At 62.8% G+C, this 24,766-nt stretch carries 29 protein-coding genes and 1 tRNA gene; 2 read left to right on the top strand and 28 right to left on the bottom strand.

The window, feature by feature from the left end; genetic code table 11:
- Window positions 1–84: 84 nt before the first annotated feature.
- The 23 genes from CCX87_RS02185 to CCX87_RS02075 form a co-directional block, all read right to left on the bottom strand.
- Window positions 85–690 carry a DUF2894 domain-containing protein gene (locus CCX87_RS02185; RefSeq protein WP_087743386.1) on the bottom strand — a complete coding sequence of 202 codons (606 nt, stop codon included), beginning with the start codon at window positions 688–690 and terminating at the stop codon, window positions 85–87.
- Entirely contained in the window at window positions 683–1,342 is a 660-nt protein-coding gene (locus CCX87_RS02180; protein WP_087743384.1) for an OmpA family protein, read from the bottom strand. The genes CCX87_RS02185 and CCX87_RS02180 overlap by 8 nt, the downstream gene beginning before the upstream one ends.
- Entirely contained in the window at window positions 1,339–3,762 is a 2,424-nt protein-coding gene (locus CCX87_RS02175; protein WP_087743382.1) for a DUF802 domain-containing protein, read from the bottom strand. Before CCX87_RS02175 ends, CCX87_RS02180 begins: the two co-directional genes overlap by 4 nt.
- The gene (locus tag CCX87_RS02170; protein ID WP_087743381.1) at window positions 3,759–4,529 is read right to left on the bottom strand and encodes a DUF3348 family protein; all 771 of its coding nucleotides are present in this window, start codon (window positions 4,527–4,529) and stop codon (window positions 3,759–3,761) included. The genes CCX87_RS02175 and CCX87_RS02170 overlap by 4 nt, the downstream gene beginning before the upstream one ends.
- 321 nt (window positions 4,530–4,850) lie before the next feature.
- Window positions 4,851–4,927 (bottom strand) — tRNA-Met (locus CCX87_RS02165).
- Window positions 4,928–4,949: 22 nt separating this feature from the next.
- Entirely contained in the window at window positions 4,950–5,342 is a 393-nt protein-coding gene (gene rplQ, locus CCX87_RS02160; RefSeq protein WP_087743379.1) for a 50S ribosomal protein L17, read from the bottom strand.
- Window positions 5,343–5,432: 90 nt separating this feature from the next.
- On the bottom strand, window positions 5,433–6,425 hold the full coding sequence (locus tag CCX87_RS02155; RefSeq protein WP_087743377.1) for a DNA-directed RNA polymerase subunit alpha: 993 nt from the start codon (window positions 6,423–6,425) through the stop codon (window positions 5,433–5,435).
- A gap of 111 nt (window positions 6,426–6,536) precedes the next feature.
- Window positions 6,537–7,160: a 30S ribosomal protein S4 gene (gene rpsD, locus CCX87_RS02150; protein ID WP_087743375.1), complete on the bottom strand. Its 624-nt coding sequence runs from the start codon at window positions 7,158–7,160 to the stop codon at window positions 6,537–6,539.
- A gap of 90 nt (window positions 7,161–7,250) precedes the next feature.
- Window positions 7,251–7,655: a 30S ribosomal protein S11 gene (gene rpsK, locus CCX87_RS02145; protein WP_005793662.1), complete on the bottom strand. Its 405-nt coding sequence runs from the start codon at window positions 7,653–7,655 to the stop codon at window positions 7,251–7,253.
- An 18-nt stretch (window positions 7,656–7,673) separates the two neighbouring features.
- The gene (gene rpsM, locus CCX87_RS02140) at window positions 7,674–8,039 is read right to left on the bottom strand and encodes a 30S ribosomal protein S13 (RefSeq protein WP_005793659.1); all 366 of its coding nucleotides are present in this window, start codon (window positions 8,037–8,039) and stop codon (window positions 7,674–7,676) included.
- A 23-nt stretch (window positions 8,040–8,062) separates the two neighbouring features.
- The gene (rpmJ, locus tag CCX87_RS02135; protein WP_005793651.1) at window positions 8,063–8,176 is read right to left on the bottom strand and encodes a 50S ribosomal protein L36; all 114 of its coding nucleotides are present in this window, start codon (window positions 8,174–8,176) and stop codon (window positions 8,063–8,065) included.
- Window positions 8,177–8,323: 147 nt separating this feature from the next.
- Complete coding sequence (gene secY, locus CCX87_RS02130; protein WP_087743373.1) at window positions 8,324–9,643, bottom strand: preprotein translocase subunit SecY; 1,320 nt, start codon at window positions 9,641–9,643, stop codon at window positions 8,324–8,326.
- Window positions 9,644–9,667: 24 nt separating this feature from the next.
- Window positions 9,668–10,099, bottom strand: a complete 432-nt coding sequence (gene rplO / locus CCX87_RS02125; RefSeq protein ID WP_087743371.1) for a 50S ribosomal protein L15 — start codon at window positions 10,097–10,099, stop codon at window positions 9,668–9,670.
- Between the two features lie 10 nt (window positions 10,100–10,109).
- Window positions 10,110–10,292, bottom strand: a complete 183-nt coding sequence (rpmD, locus tag CCX87_RS02120; RefSeq protein ID WP_007861725.1) for a 50S ribosomal protein L30 — start codon at window positions 10,290–10,292, stop codon at window positions 10,110–10,112.
- A gap of 14 nt (window positions 10,293–10,306) precedes the next feature.
- Window positions 10,307–10,825 carry a 30S ribosomal protein S5 gene (rpsE, locus tag CCX87_RS02115; protein ID WP_035240898.1) on the bottom strand — a complete coding sequence of 173 codons (519 nt, stop codon included), beginning with the start codon at window positions 10,823–10,825 and terminating at the stop codon, window positions 10,307–10,309.
- Between the two features lie 17 nt (window positions 10,826–10,842).
- The gene (gene rplR, locus CCX87_RS02110) at window positions 10,843–11,208 is read right to left on the bottom strand and encodes a 50S ribosomal protein L18 (protein ID WP_087743369.1); all 366 of its coding nucleotides are present in this window, start codon (window positions 11,206–11,208) and stop codon (window positions 10,843–10,845) included.
- A gap of 11 nt (window positions 11,209–11,219) precedes the next feature.
- Window positions 11,220–11,753, bottom strand: coding sequence for a 50S ribosomal protein L6 (rplF, locus tag CCX87_RS02105; protein ID WP_086913548.1), 534 nt, complete (start codon window positions 11,751–11,753; stop codon window positions 11,220–11,222).
- A gap of 25 nt (window positions 11,754–11,778) precedes the next feature.
- Window positions 11,779–12,174 carry a 30S ribosomal protein S8 gene (rpsH, locus tag CCX87_RS02100; protein WP_008906523.1) on the bottom strand — a complete coding sequence of 132 codons (396 nt, stop codon included), beginning with the start codon at window positions 12,172–12,174 and terminating at the stop codon, window positions 11,779–11,781.
- Between the two features lie 20 nt (window positions 12,175–12,194).
- Window positions 12,195–12,500 carry a 30S ribosomal protein S14 gene (gene rpsN / locus CCX87_RS02095; RefSeq protein ID WP_007861712.1) on the bottom strand — a complete coding sequence of 102 codons (306 nt, stop codon included), beginning with the start codon at window positions 12,498–12,500 and terminating at the stop codon, window positions 12,195–12,197.
- Between the two features lie 8 nt (window positions 12,501–12,508).
- Window positions 12,509–13,048 carry a 50S ribosomal protein L5 gene (gene rplE, locus CCX87_RS02090; protein ID WP_024813854.1) on the bottom strand — a complete coding sequence of 180 codons (540 nt, stop codon included), beginning with the start codon at window positions 13,046–13,048 and terminating at the stop codon, window positions 12,509–12,511.
- 9 nt (window positions 13,049–13,057) lie between these two features.
- A complete protein-coding gene (gene rplX, locus CCX87_RS02085; protein WP_086913550.1) occupies window positions 13,058–13,378 on the bottom strand; it encodes a 50S ribosomal protein L24 in 321 nt (106 codons plus the stop codon).
- Window positions 13,379–13,387: 9 nt separating this feature from the next.
- Complete coding sequence (gene rplN / locus CCX87_RS02080) at window positions 13,388–13,756, bottom strand: 50S ribosomal protein L14 (protein ID WP_007861702.1); 369 nt, start codon at window positions 13,754–13,756, stop codon at window positions 13,388–13,390.
- 194 nt (window positions 13,757–13,950) lie between these two features.
- Complete coding sequence (locus CCX87_RS02075; protein ID WP_087743367.1) at window positions 13,951–15,543, bottom strand: glycerol-3-phosphate dehydrogenase/oxidase; 1,593 nt, start codon at window positions 15,541–15,543, stop codon at window positions 13,951–13,953.
- Window positions 15,544–15,636: 93 nt separating this feature from the next.
- On the opposite strand from CCX87_RS02075, the gene glpK reads away from it, so the two are divergent.
- Together glpK and proC are read left to right on the top strand one after the other, a co-directional pair.
- A complete protein-coding gene (gene glpK, locus CCX87_RS02070) occupies window positions 15,637–17,130 on the top strand; it encodes a glycerol kinase GlpK (RefSeq protein WP_087748129.1) in 1,494 nt (497 codons plus the stop codon).
- A 214-nt stretch (window positions 17,131–17,344) separates the two neighbouring features.
- The gene (proC, locus tag CCX87_RS02065) at window positions 17,345–18,181 is read left to right on the top strand and encodes a pyrroline-5-carboxylate reductase (protein WP_087743365.1); all 837 of its coding nucleotides are present in this window, start codon (window positions 17,345–17,347) and stop codon (window positions 18,179–18,181) included.
- A 62-nt stretch (window positions 18,182–18,243) separates the two neighbouring features.
- Here proC and ubiA read toward each other — a convergent pair whose 3' ends face one another.
- From ubiA to recG, 5 genes are all read right to left on the bottom strand, one after another.
- Complete coding sequence (ubiA, locus tag CCX87_RS02060; protein WP_087743362.1) at window positions 18,244–19,113, bottom strand: 4-hydroxybenzoate octaprenyltransferase; 870 nt, start codon at window positions 19,111–19,113, stop codon at window positions 18,244–18,246.
- Between the two features lie 126 nt (window positions 19,114–19,239).
- Complete coding sequence (locus CCX87_RS02055; protein WP_087743360.1) at window positions 19,240–20,781, bottom strand: CYTH and CHAD domain-containing protein; 1,542 nt, start codon at window positions 20,779–20,781, stop codon at window positions 19,240–19,242.
- A gap of 86 nt (window positions 20,782–20,867) precedes the next feature.
- Window positions 20,868–21,371, bottom strand: a complete 504-nt coding sequence (locus CCX87_RS02050) for a Dps family protein (RefSeq protein ID WP_087743358.1) — start codon at window positions 21,369–21,371, stop codon at window positions 20,868–20,870.
- A 165-nt stretch (window positions 21,372–21,536) separates the two neighbouring features.
- On the bottom strand, window positions 21,537–22,502 hold the full coding sequence (locus CCX87_RS02045; protein WP_087743356.1) for a LysR substrate-binding domain-containing protein: 966 nt from the start codon (window positions 22,500–22,502) through the stop codon (window positions 21,537–21,539).
- 20 nt (window positions 22,503–22,522) lie between these two features.
- Window positions 22,523–24,703 (bottom strand): ATP-dependent DNA helicase RecG, encoded by a 2,181-nt coding sequence (recG, locus tag CCX87_RS02040; protein WP_087743355.1) that lies wholly within the window; start codon window positions 24,701–24,703, stop codon window positions 22,523–22,525.
- Window positions 24,704–24,766: the final 63 nt, after the last annotated feature.

Here is a 24,766-nt window from a genome sequence, read left to right as displayed (position 1 = left end):
CGTTTTGCCAAGCCCGACCCCTCGCCGTGCGCGGGGGCCGATCCCTCCATGCTTGCCCCCACTGCGGTGCGCCCGCCGGGAGGCTCAGGGCCTGGGCCGACTCTTGCGCCCCGGTTTGGCCGTAGAGCGCAGGGGCTTCGCGCTCGCCTGCTCCAGCCACAGCAGCGAATCCACCTGCGACAAAAAGCGCCGCAGGTAGTCAGGCGACAGTGACTGCATCAAGCTGAGTGATCGCAACATGAGCCTGTGCGAGTTGAGCGGCCCGGCATTTTCGGGCCCACGATCCAGCGCCTGCGCCACCTGCCGTTGTGCAGAAATCTTGGACCAGACTTCGCTGAACTGGCGCACGCTCTTCATGTCTGACAGGCTGCCGCCATCGCCCGCACGAACGACATCTGCATCGGCCTGTGCGCGGGCGCTCAGGTCACGGTTCAGTTGCACCAAGGGGGAGATCGCTGCAGGTATTGCAGGCCGACCCACCTGCTGGGCCGCATCCGGACTCGACCGGGCTCGCTCGGCATAGTCCGCTACAGCGGCATGCAGCCGCCCCTCCAGTACCTGCCGCACGGCCACAGGCTGGCCTGGCAGGCGCCGTGCCAGCACCTCCAGAAAGTGAAAGCGCGCCGGGTCGTGGCGGTCGGCGCCGTCGGCCCGCAAGGACCCCAACGTGGGTTCGCTCGGCTCACTCATTGCGGGCGGGCTTGGCATTGGGAGCCTTGGGCACCGGGGCCATCTCCACACGGCGGTTTTGCGCGCGCCCCTTTTCATCGGCGTTGTCGGCCACGGGTTGTTCGGCACCAAAGGCTGCGGCAAACACCTGCGACGAGGGCATGCCTTCGTCAATCAGGGCCCGAGCCACGGTGAGGGCCCGCTGGGCCGACAGCTCCATGTTGTCGGCAAAGCGCTGCTGAGGCCCTTGCAGCAGCGTGGTGTTGTCGGTGAAGCCGCTCACCATGAGCATCTCGTCGCGCTCGCGCAGGTAGACCTGCAGGGGCTGCACCAGGCTCTTGAGGAGCTGGCGGCCTTCGGAGCGCAGCTCGTCGGAGCCTGCGGCAAAAAGCACGCTGCCGCTGATGCCTATACGGCCGTTGTGCACGGTGACCCGGCCGCTGGCCAGTGGAATGGCCAGCGCCTTCTCCAGCGCCATGCGGCGCTGCTCTTCCATCTGGCGCTTTTCCACCTCCTGCTTGAGGCTGGCCACCAGGTCGATCTGCACCACAAGCACGCCCACCAGGATCAGTACAAACGCGCCCAGCAGACCCGCCATAAGGTCGCCGAAAACAGCCCACACGGGGGCCGTCTGTTCGGTGGCATCGTCCAGGGTGTCGTCAACGCCCATCACGCAGCCACCCCTTGTGCCGAGGACGCCTTGCCGTGCAGCCGGCGCAAGTCTTCCACGATGCCCTGCTGCGCGCTGATGCTCAGGTCGATCACCTCGCGGGCCTGGGCCACGTAGTAGGCCAGTTGCTCGTCACTTCGGCTCATCGACTGGCTGATCGCGCCTTCGATGCCCTGCAGGCTTTCCATGAGTTTCTCGTTGCTGGCGCTGAACAGGCCCGCACCGTGGCTGAAGGATTCACCCAGGCTGGCCAGTTCCACTGCGCTGGCAGCCACATGCGCGGCCACTTCGTCCACCTTGCGGGCCTGCGTGCTGATCGACTGAGCAAACTGCTGGCCTGCCTGCTCCAGCACCTGGGTAGCCGAGCCCACCAGGGCATCGATCGCTGCGCGCTGCTGCATGGCCACTTCGTTCACCGACTGCAGCAGCGTGCTCAGCTGCTCCAGCATGGCCGTGCGTTCTGCCAAGGCTACATTGTCGCGCTCGCTCAGGCGCGTCATTTCCTGGCGCAGCTGTGTGATGACCTCGGCTGCCGCCTGGGGTACGTTCGAAGCGGTCTGCAGCAAGCGCGTGAGCGGGGCCTCCAGGGCTGATCCCAGGGTAGCCAGGTGCTGCGCCACGGCAGCCTGCAGCGTATCGAGCCGCTCCACGGCAGCCTGACCGCGCTGGGCCTCGGCATCACGCAGGGCAACCAGCTCGGTGCGCCACACACCGGTCAGTTCGTGCATGCGCTGGCCTTGGGCCTGCACCCACTGGGCCTCAGCCTCCATGCGGGTGCGCAGCAGCGCGTCTGACTGGTCCAGCAACCTGGCAGCACCGCCCAGTGTGCGAGCCACCTGCTCGGTCATGCGTTCGGTGATTTGCGTGGCGGTTGCCTCCAGTGCTTGGCATACGCCCTGCTGCTGCGCCACTGTCTGTACACCCACGCGCTGCCATTCGGCGCTGAGCGTTCTGGCCATGGCCTCCATGGAGCGGCTCCAGCCATCCTGGCGCTGTTGGTCGGCCGCAGTTTGGGCGGTGTGCGATTGCGCCACGGTGTCCTGCAGCGTTGTCAGCAAACTGTCGGAGCGCTGGTCAAACGCCTGCGCGGCCATCTGCAGGCTGCGGTCGAGCTGCTGAACCGCACCTTCCAGGGCCTTGCCGACACGCTGCTGCTGTTCCAGCATCTGCGCGCCTGTGCGTTGCCACTCGCCGCCGAGTGTGCTGGCCATGCCTTCCATGGAGCGATTCCAGCGTTCCAGGCGCTGCTGATCGGCAACTGCCTGGGCTGCGTGCGCTTGCGCAGTTGACGCCTGCAGCGAGTCCACTAATACGCTAGAACGCAGGTCAAATGCTTGTGTGACCGACTGCAGAGCACCATCGAGCTGTGCCACCAGGCTACCTTGTGTCTGGGTGTGCCTGTGCAGTGCCGAAGTCCATGTGTCAGACACCTGACGGGCCGTTCCCTCCCATTGAGCCGAGAGCGCCTGCAGCTGTGCATCGGTGGTTTCGCGCAGTCGCTCATGCGAGCGCTGGGCCTCGTTGGCCAGCGTGGCCATTGCCTGCTCGACCACGGGGCGAATCGCCTCTCCCACCTGGCAGGCGCTGGCGCCCAGGCTCTCCTGCAAGGATGCCCCCACCGTGCTGGCAAGTTGGGTGTAGGCCGCTGCAGCTTCACGATGAAACCCCTGCTGCTGTGTCAGCAGCTGCTCGCCCAACTGACCGTTGCGGCGCTCCAGACCCTCCATCAGGCCCTGAAGGCGCTCGGCGATCAGCGGCAGTGCCTGGGCCTGTGTTTGCAGGGCCTGGAGCATTTCCTCGCGCCGATGGGCCGAAGAGAACGGACGGAACAACGTGGGTATGTGCGCATCAAGCTGGCGCACCGTCTCCAGCCGCTCCCGGCGGCTCATGGCAGACAGAAGACCCAGCATGGCCGACGCGGCTACCCCGGCGACCGAGGTTCCAAATGACAGGCCAAGGCCCTTGATGGGCGCCGCCAGCGCCGAACGGATCGACTCCAAGTTGGACGAGGCCTCCAGCGCAAACACGACGCCATTGAAGGTAACGACCATGCCCAGAAAGGTCCCCAGCATGCCCAGCATGACCAACAGCCCCACCAGGTAGGGCGTGAGCGCAGCGCCGGGCAAGGCCACCCGTTCGCCCTCGATGCGCTGGCGCACAGGGTTGCGCAGTGAAGGGGCGAGGCGGCCCAGCCACCCGCCCAGATCCATCAGTGGCTCTGCGGAACAGCCCCCAAGCGCGGTGGCCAGGGACACCGTGGCCGCCCGAAACTGCATCTGCTCATAGGCGCCCAGCACGTAGACCCCACCAATGACAGCTGTCATTGCCAGCGCCAGCGGACTCGATCCCACAAAACCCCAGCCCACCCAGCCCACGACCGCAAGGCCCACGGCGAAGATGGCGGCCATCACACTCTTGTTCATTCCTGTTGTCCTGTTGTCTCGTTGTGTGCCGCTTCCAGCAGCCCCACGATCGGCTGAAGGCGGACCTGCATCTCTGCGAGCAGTAACGCCTGTAAATCCTGCTCGAAGGTCCACAGCAAGCCACCGGGCTGGCGCCAGCGTTGTGGTGCATCGTCCTGGCCACTGGTCTGCAGCGCCTGCTGGTGCTGCTGGAGCCGGTGCGCCAGGCGTCGCTCCAAATAACCCGGTAGCAAGGCCCAAAGCCGTTGCTCTCTCGTACCCAGCATCTGCTCCATCACACCGTCCAGGGCTGCCAGTTGTCGCAGGGCCGGCGTACTTCGAGACAGCCACTGCCGCATCTGCGCACGCAAGGCGGCAAGCTTTACGTCCATCTGCTTTTGTAGGCCAAGATAGCGCTGTATGTAAGCAGCGAAATCTTCTGGCTCCTGCGAATACGAGTCATCGGCGAGCGCGTGCTGTGCCCGCCCACGCATTGCCGTCGCTGGAGCGATATTGATCTGAATAAGCCCCATGACATCGGCTTTTGCGGTATGAAAAGCAGCGTTCAACCTGCACATATCCACGGCTGGCCCCGACCGCTCCGCCACGGACGGCATCGACCCAATGGCGTGCAGTGCCCTGCTAAGTTGGATTGCATCCACGGCACGCAACCACTGGCTCAGCGCTTGCGCCGTGTCCTGCCGCGGCACGCCCTCTGGTTCCACGGCCGTCCATTGCTGCAGGAGGATAAGAAGACTAGAGCTATTAAATCGGTGGTGCAGATACATTCCATGGAAACTTGTCACTGCGCCAGCCATTCAGCCAAAAGGCGCAGACATCGGGGACGTAACCCGCGCCGCACAAAACCACTTATTTCCGCAGGAATGCGCTCTGGTGCGACTCCTCACCCTATCTTCATCGCAGCTTGAGGGCCCGCACACCTTCGTGTGCCGACTTCAAAGAGGGTAAACGCGCAGACCGTGATGACCACATCCGTATGCGTCCACGGTTAACGCATCTATGACTAGGTTTCGATACCCAAACAAACCTAAGTACAAACAACAAAGCCCACTTTAAAGTGGGCTTTGTTGCAGCGTTAACCGCTTTTTTGGTTGCGCGAGAAGGATTTGAACCTCCGACCTTTGGGTTATGAGCCCAACGAGCTACCAGACTGCTCCATCGCGCGGTAAAAAATAAATTATACCCTATTATTCGTCAGCGGCAGAATTATTTTCGCTTTCCGCAGCACGGTCAACCAATTCGACCAGTGCCATAGGCGCATTGTCACCGACGCGGAAACCCATTTTCAAGATACGTGTGTAACCACCAGGACGCACCTTGAAACGGGGGCCCAGGTCGTTGAATAGCTTGGTCACGCTGTCGCGGTCACGCAAGCGGTTGAAAGCCAGACGGCGGTTCGCAACCGAGTCTTCCTTGGCCAGGGTGATCATGGGTTCGATCACGCGGCGCAACTCCTTGGCCTTGGGAACCGTTGTTTTGATGGCTTCATGCTCGATGAGCGAATTAATCATGTTCTGAAGCATCGCAAGCCGGTGCGAGCTGGTGCGATTGAGTTTGCGAAGGCCGTGTCCGTGGCGCATGGTGCTTTCCTTTTACTTAGATTAAATCAGGCAGCCGTATCAGGTACTGCCCGAGGCACTGCTCCCTTGAAGGGAGCCGAAGATTATAACTTAACGCTTGTCCAAACCGGCTGGTGGCCAATTTTCGAGCTTCATGCCCAGCGTGAGACCACGCGATGCGAGCACTTCCTTGATCTCATTGAGCGACTTGCGACCCAGGTTGGGGGTCTTGAGCAACTCGTTTTCGGTGCGTTGGATCAGATCGCCGATGTAGTAGATGTTCTCGGCCTTCAGGCAGTTGGCGGAGCGAACGGTCAGCTCCAGCTCGTCCACAGGACGCAGCAGGATAGGATCGAATGTCGCGTTGCCGCGCGGGCCTGCTGGTGCGTCAAACGCGGCCAGCTCGCCACCTTCCAGCTGTGCAAACACGGCCAACTGTTCCACCAAGATCTTGGCCGATGCGCGCACGGCGTCTTCTGCCGTGATGGCACCGTTGGTTTCGATCTCTACGACCAGCTTGTCCAGATCGGTACGCTGTTCGACGCGGGCGCTTTCCACGGTGTAGCTGACGCGCTTCACAGGAGAGAACGATGCATCCAGAACAATTCGGCCAATGGACTTGGTCGATTCGTCCGCATAGCGACGCTGGTTGCCAGGAACATAGCCACGGCCTTTTTCTACCTTGATCTGCATGTCCAGCTTGCCACCTGCGGACAAATTGGCAATCACATGATCAGGGTTGACGATTTCCACGTCATGGGGCGTCTGGATGTCACGTGCGGTGACAACACCTTCGCCATCCTTGCGCAGACTCAACGTCACCTCATCCCGGTTGTGCAGCTTGAACACGACACCCTTGAGATTCAAAAGGATGTTGACCACGTCCTCTTGCACGCCATCAATGGACGAATACTCGTGCAGAACACCTGCAATGGTGACTTCCGTCGCTGCGTAACCCACCATGGACGAAAGCAGGACACGCCGAATGGCGTTGCCCAATGTGTGACCGTAGCCACGTTCGAACGGCTCAAGCGCCACCTTGGCACGATTGTGACCAAGCTGTTCGACATTAATCGCCTTGGGTTTCAGCAAATTGGTTTGCATGCAACTTCCTCTCAATACCCCCAGCTCGTTACACCGGTAAGGCTGGTGAAGCGCCTAAACCGCGATGCCTCGCGGTTCAGGGACGGTTTTCTCTAAATACGTACCGAGCGATTAGCGCGAGTACAACTCAACGATCAGCGATTCGTTGATGTCGGCACCAAACTCATCACGGTCAGGCACCTTCTTGAAGATACCTTCAGCCTTTTCGGCATTGACATCCACCCATGCAGGCATGCCAACCTGGGCAGCCAGTTGAAGGGCTTCGACAATGCGGTTTTGCTTCTTGGACTTTTCACGCACAGCCACCACGTCACCCGTCTTCACGAGGTACGAAGCGATGTTGACGGACTTGCCGTTCACCGTGATCGCCTTGTGGGACACCAACTGGCGCGCTTCAGCGCGGGTCGAGCCGAAACCCATGCGATACACGACGTTGTCGAGACGGGATTCCAGCAGGAACAGCAGGTTGGCGCCGGTATTGCCCTTCTTGCTGTCAGCGGCTTCGAAGTAGCGGCGGAACTGCTTTTCCAGCACGCCATACATGCGCTTGACCTTCTGCTTTTCACGCAGTTGCAGACCGTAGTCAGAGGTACGCGCACCAGAGGTACGGCCGTGCTGACCAGGCTTGGAGTCGAACTTGGACTTGTCAGCGATCGAGCGACGAGCGCTCTTCAGGAACAGGTCGGTGCCTTCACGGCGGGAGAGTTTGGCCTTGGGGCCGAGGTAACGTGCCACTTGAGCTTCCTTTGTGTCATCTACCGCAAACCATTGCGGGAGCCGCCTGAGGTGCTTGCGCGTTCTCAGGCGGCGGTGGGCTTAGAGAGATTAGATACGACGACGCTTTTGAGGGCGGCAACCGTTGTGGGGCACCGGGGTCACATCGGAGATCGAGGTGATACGAATGCCCAGTGCGCCCAAAGCGCGCACCGACGATTCACGGCCAGGGCCGGGGCCCTTGATTTCAACGTCAAGGTTCTTGATACCCTGATCGATGGCAGCGCGGCCGGCCACTTCCGATGCCACCTGGGCAGCGAACGGGGTGGACTTGCGCGAGCCCTTGAAACCTTGGCCACCGGACGAAGCCCACGACAGGGCGTTGCCCTGGCGATCGGTGATCGTGATGATGGTGTTGTTGAACGAGGCGTGCACGTGTGCAATGCCGTCCGAAACGTTCTTGCGGACCTTCTTGCGAACGCGCTGAGCTGCGTTATTGGCAGGGGACTTAGCCATGATGATCTTTCAATCTCTTTATTTCTTCAGTGCAGCTGCACCCTTGCGCGGACCCTTGCGAGTGCGTGCATTGGTACGGGTGCGCTGACCACGCATTGGCAGACCGCGGCGATGGCGGAAGCCACGATAGCAGCCGATGTCCATCAAGCGCTTGATGTTCATCGTGGTTTCGCGGCGCAGGTCACCTTCAATGGTGAACTGCTCGATTTGTTCGCGAATTTTTTCCAGATCGCTATCAGAAAGATCTTTGATCTTCTTGCTGTAAGCGATACCAGTTGCTTCGCAAATCTTGCGAGCGCGGGTGCGACCAATGCCAAAAATAGCGGTCAGACCGATTTCCGCGTGCTTGTGCGGCGGAATGTTAATGCCAGCGATACGTGCCATATGCGTCCTCTAATACTTTCCAATCAACCTTGGCGCTGCTTGTGACGCAGATCCGTGCAGATCACGCGCACCACACCCTTGCGGCGGATGATCTTGCAGTTGCGGCAGATTTTTTTGACCGAAGCCGAAACTCTCATTGCATTCTCCTAAAACTTTTCCATCCGTCCCGGCTGTTTTGCACGGAACACATTTTGTGCCCGCGAAAATTCGTGGGGCGCCAACTTAACCGATATCCAACTCTCTACAGGTAAGGTCGCCATGCGACCACCGCCGTTTCCTGTTCATCAACTGCCCGCGTTGCCTTTGAAATTGGCTTTCTTGAGCAGCGATTCATACTGTTGCGACATCATGTAGTTCTGAACCTGGGCCATGAAGTCCATGGTCACCACCACAATGATCAGCAGCGAAGTACCACCGAAGTAAAACGGAACGTTGTACTTCAAGATCAGGAACTCTGGCAGCAAACACACGAAGGTGATGTACACAGCGCCTGCCAAGGTCAGGCGAAGCAAGATCTTGTCGATGTAACGTGCCGTTTGCTCACCTGGGCGAATGCCCGGAATGAACGCACCGCTCTTCTTCAGGTTGTCTGCAGTTTCGCGGCTGTTGAAAACCAGGGCCGTGTAAAAAAAGCAGAAGAAGACGATCGCAGTGGCATAAAACATCACATAGATGGGCTGACCAGGCGTCAACGCACCCGATATGTCCCGCAACCAGCGCATCGACTCACCCGCACTGAACCAGTTCACCACCGTTGCCGGCAGCAAAATGATCGACGATGCGAAGATCGGAGGAATCACGCCAGCCATGTTCAGCTTCAGGGGCAAGTGCGACGACTGACCGCCGTAGACCTTGTTACCCACCTGCCGACGAGCGTAATTCACCAGAATCTTGCGCTGGCCACGCTCTACAAACACCACGAAGTAAGTCACCAGACCCACCACGATGACGATGAAGATGGCAGCCAGAATGCTCATGGCACCCGTACGAACCAGTTCCAGAAGACCGCCGATGGAACTCGGCAATCCAGCAGCGATGCCAGCGAAGATCAGGATCGAAATCCCGTTCCCCAGGCCGCGCTCGGTGATCTGCTCACCCAGCCACATCAGGAACATCGTGCCAGCCGTCAGACTGACCACCGCTGTCATACGGAAACCAAAACCAGGGCTCAGCACCAGACCCGCCGAGCTTTCCAGCGCGACCGCGATACCCAGCGACTGGAACAGGGCCAGGCCCAGCGTGCCGTAGCGGGTGTACTGCGTGATCTTTCTGCGACCGGCTTCGCCTTCCTTCTTCAACTGCTCGAATGTGGGAACCACATAGGTCATCAGCTGCATGATGATCGACGCCGAGATGTACGGCATGATCCCCAGAGCGAAAACCGTGAAACGCGAAAACGCTCCACCCGAGAACATGTTGAACAGGTTCAGGATCCCGCCTTGCTGGCCACTGAACAGCTGCTGGAGTTGGGCTGGATCGATGCCTGGCACAGGGATATGAGCCCCGATGCGGTACACGACCAGCGCAAGCAACAGAAAAACCAGACGACGACGCAGGTCGCCGAACTTACCGGTCTTTGCAATTTGAGCCGCGCTAGTAGCCACAGATATCTTCCTTCAGAGCCACACTCAGGCGACGCTGCCGCCAGCAGCTTCGATAGCTGCCTTGGCACCAGCCGTAGCGCCCACTCCATTCAGCTTGACAGCCTTGGTGAGCGAGCCACTCTTGATGACCTTGACCACCTTGGCCAGCTCACCCACCAGGCCAGCCTGCTTGAGCGCCAGGATGTCCACTTCGGCCAGGCCGAGTTGGTCCAGAGCAGTCAGCGTCACTTCCGCATTGAACTTGAGCAGATGCGACTTGAAACCGCGCTTGGGCAGACGGCGTTGCAAAGGCATTTGACCGCCTTCGAAACCCACCTTGTGGTAACCACCCGAACGCGACTTCTGACCTTTGTGACCACGGCCAGCGGTCTTACCCAGACCGGAGCCGATACCACGGCCTACGCGGCGCTTGGCATGCTTGGCGCCGTCTGCGGGCTTGATGCTATTGAGTTCCATGATCGATCTCTCAGAGGACTTTGACCAGATAGCTGATCTTGTTAATCATGCCGCGCACTTCAGGCGAGTCCTGCAGTTCGCTGACACTGTTCAGCTTGCGCAGGCCCAGGCCACGGACAGTGGCGCGGTGCGATTCCTTGGTGCCAATCGGGCTGCGCACCAGTTGAATCTTGACGGTTTGTTGCGTTGTCATATTCAAGCTCCGGTTCAGGCGAAGATGTCTTCGACTGTCTTGCCGCGCTTGGCTGCCACATTCGACGGGGTGGTCGAATTGACGAGCGCGTCAAACGTTGCACGGACCATGTTGTACGGGTTCGACGAACCATGGCTCTTGGCCACGATGTCGGTGATGCCCACCACTTCAAAAACAGCGCGCATGGGGCCGCCAGCGATGATGCCGGTACCCTTGGGGGCTGGGTGAAGTTCCACCGATGCTGCACCGTGATGACCCTTCACCGAGTGGTGAATGGTGCCGCTCTTGAGCGCAACCTTCACCAGGTTGCGACGGCATTCTTCCATCGCCTTTTGCACAGCAGCGGGCACTTCCTTGGATTTGCCCTTGCCCATGCCCACGCGGCCATCGCCGTCGCCAACCACCGTCAGTGCAGCGAAACCGAGGATACGGCCACCCTTCACGACTTTGGTCACGCGGTTCACCGCGATCATTTTTTCGCGCAGACCGTCGTCCTGGCCTTCGCTCTGCACCTTGGGTTGAAATTTAGCCATTTTTAATTCCGTTCCGCTTAGAACTGCAGACCTGCTTCACGGGCTGCATCGGCCAAAGCCTTGACGCGACCGTGGTAAGCAAAACCTGCACGATCAAATGCAACCTTCTCGACACCAGCAGCCTTTGCTTTTTCAGCAATGCGCTTGCCAATGGCCTGGGCTGCAGCGGCATTGCCACCCTTGCCCGAACCGCCGAGCGCCTGGCGCACGTCGGCTTCTGCCGTCGATGCGCTGGCCAGCACCTTGCTGCCGTCGCCGGAGATCACAGTGGCGTAGATATGGAGGTTCGTACGATTCACGGTCAAACGTGCCACGCCTTGCTGTGCAATGCGGATGCGCGTCTGACGCGAACGACGAAGACGCTGCTCTTTCTTTGTCAACATGTTGCAGCTCCTTATTTCTTCTTGGTCTCTTTGATCGTGATCTTTTCGTCCGCATAACGGATACCCTTGCCCTTGTAGGGCTCAGGTGGACGAACAGCACGAATCTCGGCAGCGATCTGACCCACGCGCTGGCGGTCTGCACCCTTCACAACCACTTCCGTGGGCGTGGGGGTGGCAACCGTGATGCCAGCAGGCATGTCGAAATTGACCGGGTGCGAATAGCCGACCGTCAGGTTCAGCTTGGAACCCGTGGCAGCGGCCTTGTAGCCCACGCCAACCAGGCTCAGCTTCTTTTCGAAGCCCTTGCTGACGCCGATCACCATGTTGTTGACCAACTGGCGAATCGTGCCGCTCATGGCATTGGCTTCGCGGGATTCGTTGGCAGGCTCAAAGCTGAGCTTGCCATCATTGCTGGACACCTTCACCAGCACATTTTGTGCAAGCGAGAGCGCACCACCAGAGCCCTTGACAGAGATCTGGTCATCTTTCACGGACACATCCACGCCTGCGGGGATGGTCACGGGCATTTTTCCTACTCGGGACATTTCAGTTTCTCCTCAATGCCGCGGGTTAGGCCACGTAGCAGAGCACTTCGCCACCGACACCGGTAGCGCGCGCCTTGCGATCAGTCATCACGCCCTTGGGGGTCGTGACGATTGCCACACCCAGACCGTTCATGACTTGTGGAATGGAATCACGGCCTTTGTAGACACGCAGTCCGGGGCGGCTGACGCGCTCGATGCGCTCAATCACGGGACGGCCTGCGTAGTACTTCAGGGCGATTTCAAGTTCGGACTTGCCAGCTTCGGTTTTCACCTGGAAGCCGTCGATATAACCCTCGTCCTTCAGCACCTGGGCGATGGCAATCTTCACTTTGGAAGAAGGCACCAGCACCGTGGCCTTGGCGACCATTTGTGCGTTACGAATGCGGGTCAGCAAGTCAGCGATAGGATCACTCATGCTCATGTTGTATCTCTCCTGCCTGCTTACCAGCTGGCCTTGGTGACACCGGGGATGTCGCCTGCAAAAGCCAGTTCGCGAATCTTGGCGCGGGCCAGACCGAATTGACGGAATGTTCCGCGTGGGCGACCGGTGATTTCGCAACGGTTACGCTGACGCGTAGGATTTGCATTGCGCGGGAGCTTTTGCAGACCCAGACGGGCTGCATCACGCTCTTCATCGCTGCGCTTGGCATCGCCAGCAATCGCCTTCAGTTCCGCATACTTGGTTGCGTACTTGGCCGCCAATTTTTCGCGCTTCAGTTCGCGCTGGATCAAAGCTACTTTAGCCATGCTTCGCCTCAGTTCTTGAACGGGAAACGGAAACCAGCGAGGAGAGCCTTGGCTTCTTCGTCGGACTTGGCCGTCGTGGTGATGCTGATATTGAGACCGCGCAAGGCATCCACCTTGTCGTATTCAATTTCAGGGAAAATGATCTGCTCCTTGACGCCGATGTTGTAGTTGCCACGGCCGTCAAAAGCGCGACCGGAGATACCACGGAAGTCACGGACGCGGGGCAGAGCCACGGTCACGAAACGATCCAGGAACTCATACATCTGCACGCCACGCAGTGTGACCATGCAACCGATGGCCTGGCCTTCGCGAATCTTGAAACCCGCGATAGCCTTCTTGGCCTTGGTCACCACGGGCTTCTGACCAGCAATCTTGGTCAGATCCGCTACAGCGTTGTCCATCACCTTCTTGTCCGAGACCGCCTCGCTCACACCCATGTTGAGCGTGATCTTGGTCAGACGCGGAACCTGCATCGGCGAGGTGTAACCGAACTGCTTCATCAGCTCGGGAGCGACTTTGTCGCGGTAAATTTCTTGCAGTCGTGCCATGTTTACCCCTTAGGCCGCCTTGATTTCAGCGCCGCTGGACTTGAACACGCGAACGCGTGCACCGTCAGCCTGCACCTTGATGCCTACGCGATCAGCCTTGCCGGTGGCAGCATTGAAGATGGCCACGTTGGACTGATGGATGGGCATGGATTTTTCCACGATGCCGCCCGTCGTACCCTTCATGGGGTTTGGCTTGGCGTGCTTCTTGACGAGGTTGATGCCGTCGATGACGAGATAGGAATCATCCTTGCGCAGCGACACAGTGCCACGCTTGCCCTTATCGCGCCCGGTCAGCACGATGACTTCGTCGCCCTTGCGAATCTTGTTCATGGCGCGTCCTTAGAGAACTTCAGGAGCCAGGGACACGATCTTCATGAACTTCTCGGTACGCAGTTCACGCGTCACGGGTCCAAAGATGCGGGTGCCGATGGGCTCCAACTTTGCATTCAGCAACACCGCAGCGTTGCCATCGAATTTAACGAGCGAGCCATCGCCACGACGAATACCCTTCGCCGTACGAACCACCACCGCGCTGTAGACCTCGCCTTTTTTGACGCGACCACGCGGAGCAGCTTCTTTGATGCTCACCTTGATGATGTCGCCAACGCTTGCATAGCGACGCTTCGAGCCACCCAGCACCTTGATGCAAAGGACGGACTTGGCGCCGGTATTGTCGGCAACCTCTAACCGAGATTCTGTCTGGATCATTTCAATATTCCCAACTTGCACCAGAAGACAACAGCCCCAGAGAACTTCTCAAGGGCTGCAATTCAGCCAGTCAGTCTTGGGCCCGTCGTCCGCACCGCAAACCATTTGCAGCACTTCCCGCTGGGCAGAAACTTCACGTTTGAAACGCGAAGCCCTCGATTATTGCAAAGGAGTTTCGGCAAGTCAAGCGCCTGTCAGCCAGGAATGTGCAAATATTGTTGTGCCAGTGCCAGAAATGCCTCCAGCTGTGGGTCCGCGCCCAGCTCATCCCTCAGGAAAGCCGCCACCTGCGGGGCCAGGGCGATGGCCTTCCGGGCATCCAGAAACAGCAGCCGCGAACGGCGGGCCAGCATGTCCTCTACCGTTCTCGCGTATTCATACCGCGCCGCAAAGCGCACCATGGCTTCGGTCAGCCCTTCGCCCAGGTCATTGCCATTCCCCGGCAAATCGCCAACAAACAAGGCCTCGCTGCCATAAGAGTGCAGCCCCTGGGCATCACTGATGCGATGCTGAACGGGTTCCCGGGGCGCCCCCACCAAAGACAGATGGTTGGTCACGCCAGCCGGTTTTTCCGGGAGCAGGCCCGTGGTGAAGCATTTTTGCAACACGTCTTCGGCCATGGCACGGTAGGTGGTCCATTTCCCACCTGTCACGGTAATCAGGCCGCTGCTGCTGGCCAACACGGTGTGCTCACGGCTGATCTTCTTGGTGCTGTCGCCATCGTCGTCCTGCGGTTTCACCAGAGGGCGCAGCCCCACCCAGATACTCCGGATGTCTTCCACCTTGGGCGCACGGGTGAGGTAGCGCGCCGATTCTTCCAGGATGAACCGGACTTCTTCCCGAAAAGGCTCCGGCTCTCGCACGATGTCCTGGCGCGGGCTGTCTGTGGTCCCCAGAATCAGCTTGCCCAACCACGGCACCGCAAAAAGAACCCGGCCATCGGCCGTCTTAGGCACCATCAGGGCATGATCCGACGGCAGGAACTCCCGATCCACCACGATGTGCACCCCCTGGCTGGGGGCCACGATGGGTTTGGCCGGGCGGTCAATGGCATCGCCGTCCAACCGGCGCAGCGTATCCACCCAAACACCTGTGGCATTCACGACAGCGCGTGCGCGCACGGTGAACTGCTGACCACTTTCGGCATCTTCACACACAAAGCCTGCGACCTTGCCAGCCTCATGGATCAGCGAACGCGCCGGACAGTAATTAACCATCAAGGCCCCCAGGCTGGCTGCCGTCCGCGCCAAGGCCAAGGCCAGGCGGGCATCATCGAACTGTCCGTCCCAGTATTTGACGCCACCCTTGAGACCCTCGGCGCGGGCGGTGGGCAGGCATGCCAGCGTGCGCGCACGTCCCATGAATTCGGTACCGCCCAGGCCGGCCTTACCCGCCAAAGCGTCGTACATCTTGAGTCCGATGCCGTAAAACGGCGTCTCCCAGAAGCGGTAAGACGGCATCACAAAAGGCAATGGCTGCGCCAGATGCGGCGCGTTATGGAGCAGCGTGGTGCGCTCATGCAGCGCCTCGCGCACCAGGGCTATGTTGCCTTGCGCCAGGTAACGCACCCCCCCGTGTACCAATTTGGTTGACCGGGATGAGGTTCCCTTGGCAAAGTCGTGCGAATCGACCAGCACCACACTGAACCCACGGGCCGCTGCATCCAGCGCGACCCCCAGCCCAGTTGCCCCACCGCCGATGACAGCGAGATCGAAACAGCGAGGTTCCGCCAGGAGAGCCAACAACTCTTCGCGCCGCGTGGGCAAGGGTGCAGAAACAGTGGTCATAGGGTGCGATTGTCCATGGGCGGCAGACGGATGCGGGCACCGCTTGTTGCTTGCGTTCACTCACGACGTCACGCACGGATATCCTTGACCGCCATGACCTACCTGCTCGCCCTCGACCAAGGCACCTCCAGCTCCCGCAGCATCGTTTTTGACGAACGCGGCCACATCGTGGCACAAGCCCAGCTGGAGCTGCCGCAGATCTACCCCCGGCCCGGCTGGGTGGAGCACGACCCGCAGGAGATCTGGCGCACCCAGCTCGCCACGGCCCGCGAAGCGCTCGCCAAGGCCGGCATTGCCGCCAGCGCCGTGCGCGCCGTGGGCATCACCAACCAGCGCGAGACCACCGTGCTGTGGAACCGCCGAACCGGCCAGCCCGTGCACCACGCCATCGTGTGGCAAGACCGGCGCGCCGAGCCTGCCTGCGCCCAGCTGCGCGACCAGGGCCACGCCGCCGCCATCCAGGCCAAGACCGGACTGCTGGTGGACGCCTACTTCTCGGCCACCAAGCTGCAGTGGCTGCTGGACCACGTGCCCGGCGCGCGCGACGCGGCCGAGCGCGGCGAGCTCGCCTTTGGCACGGTGGACAGCTGGTTGGTATGGAACCTCACCCACGGCCAGGTGCATGCGACGGACGCGAGCAACGCATCGCGCACCATGCTCTTCAATGTGCACACCAACCAGTGGGACGACGCGCTGCTGGCGCTGCTGCGCATCCCCAGGGCGCTGATGCCCGAGGTGCGGCCATCCAGCGCCCACTTTGGCGACATCGCCGCCGACCTGCTGGGCCACAGCATCCGCATCGGCGGCGTGGCGGGCGACCAGCAGAGCGCGTTGTTCGGCCAGGCCTGCTTCACGGCCGGCATGGCCAAGAACACCTATGGCACGGGCTGCTTCATGCTCATGCACACGGGCGGCACGTTCCAGACATCCCACAACGGCTTGCTGACCACCAGCGCGGCGCAGCCGGGCACGCAGCCCGAATTCGCCATGGAAGGCAGCGTGTTTGTGGGCGGCGCCGTGGTCCAGTGGCTGCGCGACGGCCTGCGCGCCATCTCCACCAGCAACGAGGTGGAGTCACTGGCCCAAAGCGTGCCCGATTCGGGCGGCGTGATGATGGTGCCCGCCTTCACCGGCCTGGGCGCCCCGTACTGGAAGCCTGACGCACGCGGCACCATCACGGGCCTCACACGCGGCACCACGCTGGGCCACATTGCGCGCGCGGCGCTCGAAAGCATTGCCTACCAGAGCGCCGCCCTGCTGCTGGCCATGAGCCGCGACGCCGTGGCCGCCGGCGGCGCCCCGGTGAGCGAGCTGCGTGTGGACGGCGGCGCCTGCATCAACGACCTGCTGATGCAGTTCCAGGCCGACCTGCTGGGCATTCCCGTGGTGCGCCCCGCTGTCATCGAAACCACCGCCCTGGGCGCGGCCTATCTGGCGGGGCTGTCGAGCGGCGTGTACCGCAGCATCGATGAACTCTCGCAACTGTGGCGTGCCGAGCGCCGCTTTGTGCCTACGCTCAGCAGCGCCCGCGCGCAGGAGCTGATGGCGAAGTGGGAACACGCGGTGCGGCAAACAACAGCAGAGTGAAATAAGAACATCCCCCTGAGTCGCCTTCGGCGCCTTCCCCCTTCTCTCGACTTGCTGCGCAATTCGGGAAGGGGGACGCTCCCGGCGCGGCGGGGCGGCCCTTGCGCGGGAGCCCTGGCCTTGGCCGCGCCAGTTGCACGGGCCATTGGGCCAAAATCACTGGCTTGATCAGCGCTACCATCGTGGCCCCTGTTGTTGCCACCTTGCACCGCCCATGAGCCAAACCGCCGCATCCCCCTCCCTCCCCACCATCGCCTTCATCGGCGGCGGCAACATGGCCAGCGCCATCATTGGCGGGCTGATCCACCAGGGCCACCCCGCCAGCCAGATCGAGGTGGTCGAGCCCTGGGCCGAGGCGCGCGAGGCGCTGCGCAAGAACTATGGGCTGCAAGCCCAGCCCGAAGCGGGCCCGGCCTTGCAGCGCGCGCAGATCGTGGTCTGGGCCGTCAAGCCCCAGACCTTCAAGGACGCGGCCGCCCAGGCCAAAGGCCACACGCAGAGCGCCCTGCACCTGAGCGTGGCCGCCGGAATCCGCTCGGACAGCATCGCCCAGTGGCTGGGCAGCGAGCGCATCGTGCGCACCATGCCCAACACGCCCGCTCTGGTGGGCAAGGGCATGAGCGCGCTGTATGCCCGCCCGGCCGTCAGCGCACCAGAGCGCCAGAGCATCGAGGCCATCATGGCCACCACCGGCGAGTTTCTGTGGGTGGATGAAGAGCAGCAACTGGACGCCGTCACGGCGCTGTCGGGCTCGGGCCCGGCCTATGTTTTCTACTTTCTCGAAGCCATGGCCCGCGCTGGCACCGACATGGGCCTCACGGCCGCGCAGGCCCACCAGCTGGCGGTGGGCACCTTTGTCGGCGCCTCAGAGCTGGCCCGCCGCTCCAACGAAACGCCGGCCGTGCTACGCCAGCGCGTCACCTCCAAGGGTGGCACCACCTACGCAGCCCTGCAGTCGATGGAGCACGACGCGGTGGGCGACAAATTTGTGCAGGCCATGCAGGCCGCACGCCAGCGTGCGCACGAACTGGGCGACGAGTTTGGCAAATAAGCATCAAAACAGCCTGTAGCGCTTGATGGATAAGCGCTACCAGCTATTGATTTGTTAGCACATCAACGCAACAGGTAGCTGCCCGCAATGCCGACAAACAACGTGAACCCCACCCAGTGGTTCATGCGAAACGCCCGAAAACACCCCTCGCGCGTGCGCGTGCGGATCAGCCACCAGTGCCACACCACCTGGGCCAGCGCCACCGCAATTGCTATGTAAAAAATAGCACCCAGCACAAGCGGGGCAAGCGCTACGAGCCAAAAACCCAGGAACAACAGGTAGAACACCACAATGGCCGCCACATCGAAGCGCCCCAGCGTGATGGCCGAGGTCTTCATGCCGATCTTCAGGTCGTCGTCGCGGTCCACCATGGCGTATTCGGTGTCGTAGGCCAGCACCCAGAACAGATTGCCCAGCCACAGCAGCCACGCCATGGCCGGCACCTGGCCCTGCACGGCGGCAAACGCGATCACGATGCCGAAGTTGAAGGCAATGCCCAGCACCGCCTGCGGCATGGCAAAAAACCGTTTGGTGAACGGGTAAAGAATCGTCACCAGCAGCGCGGGCACCGACCAGGCCACCGCCACCCCGTTGGTGGTAAGCACCAGCCCCAGTGAAATGAGCGACAGCACCGCGCCCACGGCCAGCGCCTCCTTGACCGAGACCTGGCCCGAGGTGATGGGCCGCTGCGCCGTGCGCTTGACGTGGCGGTCGAAGTCGCGGTCGGCCACGTCGTTGATGCAGCAGCCGGCGCTGCGCATCAGGATGGTGCCCAGCACAAACACCGCCAGCAGATGCCAGCCGGGGAAACCGCCCGCGGCCAGCCACAGCGCGCTGAGCGTGGGCCACACCAGCACCAGCCAGCCAGCGGGCCGGTTCCAGCGGATCAGGTCAAGGTACAGGGAAAAACGGCTGCGCGGGGAAGGGGTCATGCTGAAACCAACGGAAAGCGGATAAAGCGAAAAGAACGGACAGAACGGTCGAAGAAAGGACGGCGGCCAAAATGCGGCGAGCGGCGCCGCCCGCGCGCAATGGCGGGCTGGCCCGGAAAAGGCGCTTTATACGCCACCCTGCAACGGCGGCACCGCTGGCACCGCTGGCACGCCAGCCTGCCCGGCAGCAAAGCCGCGCAGAAACTCCACAATGCCCCGGTCCACCGCCAGTTGCTGGGCCAGCACCCCGGCCTGCAGCACATCGCGCGATGCGCCGATGCCCGCCTGCAGCTGGGTTGCCTGCTGCAGCCAGCGCTGTGCGCGCACAGGCAAAAGCGGGCGCAAGGCTTCGATGTTGTAGCGCAGGCGTTTGGCCAGAATGCGCGCGCGGTGCTGGCTTTCGGCATGGGTGCTGTCGCGCAGCGCCTTTTTCCACTGCGCATGCAGCCGGGTGATGCGCTGGCGCACCCAGTGGCGCACGGTTTTGCCCGGCAGGTCCGGCGATGCACCCCAGGTCTGCGGGCGGGCCAGGTCATCCAGCCACAGGGTGATGGACAGCAAAGCGGCGCCCACCGCCGGCTCCTGCAATGCCCGGCGCACCCGCTGGCGCTGCTGCAGCGCGGCCTGCTGGAATGCCTGCACCATCGCCTGCCAGCGCTCTGCCCGCCCGGCGTCACCAGCCACAAAGACGTTTTGCAACGCGGGCAGCGTCTGCGTGCACGCCACATCCAGGTCGCGCAACTCGCTCAGCAAGACCAGCATGGGCTGCATCTGCGGCCACGCGGGTATCTGCTGCACCGGCGCAGCCGGCTTGAACAGCCGCAAGGCGCCGCGAAAGCGCCGCCAGCCCACGCGTGCCTGGTGCACCAGCTCCGGATCATCGCTATGGACCAGCGCGTTCAGGTTGGCGGTGAACTGGGCAAACATTTCGCCCAGCACGGGCTGCACCATGGCGCGCAACGAAACCTCGGTGCCCAGTTTCGGCGGGCAGGCGCGCAGCGGGGCATCCAGCTTGCCGTCGCGCAATTCATAGCCACGCTGCGCCTTGCTGGCCGCCAACGGCAGCACGGCGATGTGCTGCGCAATCTGCCGCGCCAGATCGAACAGCGCGGCGGGCGGCCCAGCCAGCAGTTCCAGCTCCAGCTCGCAAATCGGCACGCTGCGCTGCCCGCAGGTGATTTGCCCCATGTCCAGCGCCACCTCGATGGCACTGCCATCGCGCCGGCGCACGGTCCAGGCCGTGCGCTCGAAGTCCGTGGCAAAACACGGCGCGAGCGCTGCGAACACCGCGCCGTCGGGGTCCACTTTGTGCCAGGGTGGCGCGGCCTGCAGGGCAGCCTGCACCAACGCGGGCCCTGGCACCGGCACTTCCCACTCACCGCGCAGGCTCAGTGCCGAATCGCCGCTGTCGCTGGTCTTGAGGGTTTGCAGCCATTGCGGCGCATCATCGCCGCCCACGCGCCGCAGGCGCAGGGCCATGCGCTGGGCGCGCAGGGCTTGAGCAGGCGTGTCGTAGTAGATGTTGTCCACCTGCTTGCGCACGGGCTGGTGCCGCGCCAGGGCTGGCAGGCGCGCCAGCTGCCGCGCCAGGCCCGCAGGGTCGGGCGTGGGCAAGGCCAGCTTGATTTCGAGCTCGACTCCCGGGCCCGGATGGGTGGCAGATGGCATGGTGCTTGTCTCTTCCGATCACGGCACCGGTGGGGCCGCGGCCGGGCACCAAGGCCGCGGACGCAGACCCGGCGCCGTGGGCTCTGTCAGTCTTCGAGCAAGGAGCGCAGCATCCACGCTGCCTGCTCGTGCACCGTCAGGCGCTGGGTCAGCAGGTCGGCCGTGGGCTCGTCGCTGGCCTTGTCGGCCAGGGGGAACAGGCTGCGCGCGGTGCGGGCCACGGCTTCATGGCCTTGCACCAGGATGCGGATCATCTCGGTGGCCTTGGGCGGCTCGGCAGGGGCGTCTGGCAGGCTGGTCAACTGGCCGAACTGGGCATAGGAGCCCGGTGCGAAATGGCCCAGCGAGCGGATGCGCTCGGCCACGGGGTCCACGGCATTCCACAGCTCGGTGTACTGCGTCATGAACATGGTGTGCAGCGTGTTGAACATGGGGCCCGTCACGTTCCAGTGGAAGTTGTGGGTGGTGAGGTACAGCGTGTAGGTGTCGGCCAGCAGGCGCGACAGGCCCTGGGCGATGGCGGCGCGGTCTTTCTCGCTGATGCCGATGTTGATGCTCGGTGCGTTGGTTTTGCTGGAAGCTTTGGCCATGTCATTTCTCCTGGAAGGGGTGGGTGGAACAAGCGCTGCGGGTGCCGGCAAGCCGGTGTGCGGCGAGATCGCTCACTGTAGCGCAGGTCACAACGCCCGCACGGCATCACCGCCATTCAACCCAGGTCAACCCTTGTTGCATTCTGCCGGCACGGTCGCACCAGGTCATGACAGCCGCGTGACGCCCGGCAGCTCGCAGGCATAGATGGCGTTGCGCAGCGCGGCAATGGCTTCATAGCGCGTGAAGCTGCGCCGCCAGGCCAGCACCACGCGGCGCGTGGGCGGCGGGCCGCCGTCTTCCTCGCGGATGGGCAGGTAACGGATGTAGTTTTCGTCGCTCTTGCGCCGGCGCGACACGGTCAGCAGCGCATCGCGCGGCACCGACAGGCGCGGCACCAGCGTCACGCCCATGCCCGCGGCCACCATGTGCTTGATGGTCTCCAGCGACGAGCCTTCGAACGACTTGCGGATGCCCTCGGCATTGCTGGAGAACCGGGCGAACTCGGGGCAGACCTCCAGCACATGGTCGCGAAAGCAGTGGCCCGCGCCCAGCAGCAGCATGGTTTCATTCTTGAGTTCGGCCGCCGTGATGGATTTTTGCGCGGCCAGCGGGTGCTTGCTGGGCACGGCCGCCATGAACGGCTCGTCATACAGCGGCGCAATGGCCAGGCCCGTGTCGGGAAAAGGCTCGGCCAGGATGGCGCAATCGATCTCGCCGGTGCGCAGCATCTCCAGCAGCTTGACGGTGAAGTTCTCCTGCAGCATCAGCGGCATCTGCGGGGTGCGCGTGATCGAGTGGCGCACCAGGTCGGGCAGCAGATAAGGGCCGATGGTGTAGATCACGCCCAGGGTCAAAGGCCCGGCCAGCGGGTCTTTGCCGCGCTTGGCGATTTCCTTGATGGCCGCCGCCTGCTCCAGCACGCTTTGCGCCTGGCGCACGATGTCCTCGCCCAGCGGCGTCACCGTCACCTCGCCCGCGCTGCGCTCGAAGAGCTTCACATCCAGCTCTTCCTCGAGCTTCTTGATGGCGACCGACAGCGTGGGTTGCGACACATAGCAAGCATCGGCCGCATGGCCAAAGTGCTTCTCACGGGCCACGGCGACGATGTATTTGAGTTCGGTGAGGGTCATGGTGAATGCATTCCAGCCCGTCAGGCTTTGAGATAGTCGGATTTTCCCCCCAACCAGCGCGCCACATGCCGCGCCGCCAACTCCGCGTAGCGGTCCAGCATCACCGGGGCCAGCTCGCGCGCCCATTCGAGCAAATGCGTGTCGGTGGCCAGGTCGGCAAAACGCAAGAGCGCATCGCCCGACTGGCGCGCGCCCAGGAACTCGCCGGGGCCGCGAATCTCCAGGTCGCGCCGGGCGATCTCGAAGCCGTCGTTGGTTTCAGCCATGGCGCGCAGGCGCTCCTTGGCGGTTTCGCCCACGCGGCCGCTGTCGTTGGTGGCATAAAGCAGCACGCAGGCCGACGCCGCTGCGCCCCGCCCTACCCGGCCGCGCAGCTGGTGCAGCTGGCTCAGGCCAAAACGTTCGGCATGCTCGATGACCATGAGCGACGCATTGGGCACGTCCACGCCCACCTCAATCACGGTGGTGCTGACCAGCACGCCCATCTGGCCGCTGGTGAACAGCGCCATCACCGCCTTCTTCTCGGCCGTGGGCATGCGCGAGTGCAACAGCCCGACCATCACCGGCGCGCGCCCGTGCGCCTCGTCGCCTTGCAAGGCCGCGCTCAGGTCGGCATGCGTAGCGGTGGCGTTGGACAGGTCCAGCGCCTCGCTCTCTTCGATCAGCGGGCACACCCAGTACACCTGCCGCCCGGCGGCCACCTGCGCGCCGATGCGCGCGATGACCTCGTCCTTGCGGCTGTCGGCGATCAGCTTGGTGACGATGGGCGTGCGGCCTGGGGGCAATTCGTCGATCACCGACACATCGAGGTCGGCGTAATAGCTCATGGCCAGGGTGCGCGGGATGGGTGTGGCGCTCATCATGAGCATGTGCGGCTCCATGCCTTGGGCTGCGAGTTTCTGGCGCAGCGCCAGCCGCTGCGCCACGCCAAAACGGTGCTGCTCGTCGATGATGGCCAGCGCCAGGTTCTTGAACTGCACCTGCTCCTGGATAACGGCATGCGTGCCCACCACCAGGGCGGCCTCGCCGCTGGCCACCATCGCCAGCATGGCGGTGCGCTCTTTCTTTTTTTGCCCGCCCACCAGCCAGGCCACGCGGCGGCCACGGGCGGCGAGCAAGGGCTCGAGCCAGCCGATCATCTTGGCAAAGTGCTGTTCGGCCAGGATTTCAGTGGGGGCCATCAGCGCGCACTGCCAGCCGGCGTCCATGGCCAGGCACGCCGCCAGGGCCGACACCACGGTCTTGCCCGAGCCCACATCGCCCTGCAGCAACCGGTGCATGGGCACGGGGCGGGCCAAGTCGGCGGCGATTTCTTCGCCCACGCGGCGCTGGGCGGCGGTCAGGTCGAACGGCAGCACGGCCATGAGCTGCTCGTGCAGGGGCAGCGCGCCGTCGTCCGCCCTGGCGGGGCGCAGCACCGGGGCCCGCAGCCGGTCGCGCTCGCGCCGCGACTGCTGTTGCGACAGTTGCTGCGCCAGCAGCTCCTCGGCCTTCAGGCGTTGCCAGGCGGGATGGCTGTGGTCTTCCAGCGTGGAGAGCGCCACATCGGGCGTGGGGTGGTGCAAAAATGTGAGCGCCTCGCGCAAGCTGAATAAGCGCTGGAGGCCATTTTTATCATAAGAGCGGGCCAAGGGCGGTTCAACCCCGGGCGGCAGCGTGTCAGACAGATCGACCCGGCCCAGCGCCCCCACCACCGCGCGGCGCAGATACGGCTGGGGCAGACCGGCCGTGGTGGGATACACCGGCGTCAGCGCCGCCGGCAACTCGCCCCCGGCCAGCCGGAACGCCGGGTGCAGCATCTGCCGCCCCCAGAACCCGCCCTTGACCTCGCCCCGGATGCGCAGGCGCGCACCCACGGCCAGGGTCTTCTGGTGCGAGGGGTAGAAGCTGAAAAAGCGCAACTCGCACGACCCCGTGTCGTCTTCCACCCGCACCAGCAACTGGCGGCGTGGGCGCAACTGCACTTCGCTCGCGGTCACCGTGGCTTCGATCTGCACCATCTGCCCGTCGCGGGCGTTGGCCAGCGGGGTGATGCGGGTTTCGTCCTCGTAGCGCAGGGGCAGGTGCAGGGCCAGATCGATGTCGCGCGTGAGGCCGAGCTTTTGCAGCGCCTTCTGGGCCACCGACGCCCCGCTTTTGGCGGCTGCGAGGGGCGCAGTCCGGGCGGCGACGGGGGGAGCAACTTTGGCAGCGGTGGGCATGGAGGAGCGATGGGAGGGCAGGCACGGGCAAAAGCCAAGTCAAAAAGGCTACCATGGTTGTCT

The organism is Acidovorax sp. T1 (assembly GCF_002176815.1).
Classification (GTDB): Bacteria; Pseudomonadota; Gammaproteobacteria; order Burkholderiales; family Burkholderiaceae_C; genus Acidovorax.
This window is presented reverse-complemented; position numbering and strand designations above follow the sequence as displayed.

Excerpts from the sequence above, each read along its gene's own strand:
- CCX87_RS02185 (WP_087743386.1), bottom strand. The coding sequence starts at position 690 with ATGAGTGAGCCGAGCGAACCCACGTTGGGGTCCTTGCGGGCCGACGGC.
- CCX87_RS02175 (WP_087743382.1), bottom strand. The coding sequence starts at position 3,762 with ATGAACAAGAGTGTGATGGCCGCCATCTTCGCCGTGGGCCTTGCGGTC.
- CCX87_RS02170 (WP_087743381.1), bottom strand. The coding sequence starts at position 4,529 with ATGTATCTGCACCACCGATTTAATAGCTCTAGTCTTCTTATCCTCCTG.
- rplQ (WP_087743379.1), bottom strand. The coding sequence starts at position 5,342 with ATGCGCCACGGACACGGCCTTCGCAAACTCAATCGCACCAGCTCGCAC.
- CCX87_RS02155 (WP_087743377.1), bottom strand. The coding sequence starts at position 6,425 with ATGCAAACCAATTTGCTGAAACCCAAGGCGATTAATGTCGAACAGCTT.
- rpsK (WP_005793662.1), bottom strand. The coding sequence starts at position 7,655 with ATGGCTAAGTCCCCTGCCAATAACGCAGCTCAGCGCGTTCGCAAGAAG.
- rpsM (WP_005793659.1), bottom strand. The coding sequence starts at position 8,039 with ATGGCACGTATCGCTGGCATTAACATTCCGCCGCACAAGCACGCGGAA.
- rpmJ (WP_005793651.1), bottom strand. The coding sequence starts at position 8,176 with ATGAGAGTTTCGGCTTCGGTCAAAAAAATCTGCCGCAACTGCAAGATC.
- rplO (WP_087743371.1), bottom strand. The coding sequence starts at position 10,099 with ATGGAACTCAATAGCATCAAGCCCGCAGACGGCGCCAAGCATGCCAAG.
- rpmD (WP_007861725.1), bottom strand. The coding sequence starts at position 10,292 with ATGACAACGCAACAAACCGTCAAGATTCAACTGGTGCGCAGCCCGATT.
- rpsE (WP_035240898.1), bottom strand. The coding sequence starts at position 10,825 with ATGGCTAAATTTCAACCCAAGGTGCAGAGCGAAGGCCAGGACGACGGT.
- rplR (WP_087743369.1), bottom strand. The coding sequence starts at position 11,208 with ATGTTGACAAAGAAAGAGCAGCGTCTTCGTCGTTCGCGTCAGACGCGC.
- rplF (WP_086913548.1), bottom strand. The coding sequence starts at position 11,753 with ATGTCCCGAGTAGGAAAAATGCCCGTGACCATCCCCGCAGGCGTGGAT.
- rpsH (WP_008906523.1), bottom strand. The coding sequence starts at position 12,174 with ATGAGCATGAGTGATCCTATCGCTGACTTGCTGACCCGCATTCGTAAC.
- rpsN (WP_007861712.1), bottom strand. The coding sequence starts at position 12,500 with ATGGCTAAAGTAGCTTTGATCCAGCGCGAACTGAAGCGCGAAAAATTG.
- rplE (WP_024813854.1), bottom strand. The coding sequence starts at position 13,048 with ATGGCACGACTGCAAGAAATTTACCGCGACAAAGTCGCTCCCGAGCTG.
- rplX (WP_086913550.1), bottom strand. The coding sequence starts at position 13,378 with ATGAACAAGATTCGCAAGGGCGACGAAGTCATCGTGCTGACCGGGCGC.
- rplN (WP_007861702.1), bottom strand. The coding sequence starts at position 13,756 with ATGATCCAGACAGAATCTCGGTTAGAGGTTGCCGACAATACCGGCGCC.
- CCX87_RS02075 (WP_087743367.1), bottom strand. The coding sequence starts at position 15,543 with ATGACCACTGTTTCTGCACCCTTGCCCACGCGGCGCGAAGAGTTGTTG.
- glpK (WP_087748129.1), top strand. The coding sequence starts at position 15,637 with ATGACCTACCTGCTCGCCCTCGACCAAGGCACCTCCAGCTCCCGCAGC.
- proC (WP_087743365.1), top strand. The coding sequence starts at position 17,345 with ATGAGCCAAACCGCCGCATCCCCCTCCCTCCCCACCATCGCCTTCATC.
- ubiA (WP_087743362.1), bottom strand. The coding sequence starts at position 19,113 with ATGACCCCTTCCCCGCGCAGCCGTTTTTCCCTGTACCTTGACCTGATC.
- CCX87_RS02055 (WP_087743360.1), bottom strand. The coding sequence starts at position 20,781 with ATGCCATCTGCCACCCATCCGGGCCCGGGAGTCGAGCTCGAAATCAAG.
- CCX87_RS02050 (WP_087743358.1), bottom strand. The coding sequence starts at position 21,371 with ATGGCCAAAGCTTCCAGCAAAACCAACGCACCGAGCATCAACATCGGC.
- CCX87_RS02045 (WP_087743356.1), bottom strand. The coding sequence starts at position 22,502 with ATGACCCTCACCGAACTCAAATACATCGTCGCCGTGGCCCGTGAGAAG.
- recG (WP_087743355.1), bottom strand. The coding sequence starts at position 24,703 with ATGCCCACCGCTGCCAAAGTTGCTCCCCCCGTCGCCGCCCGGACTGCG.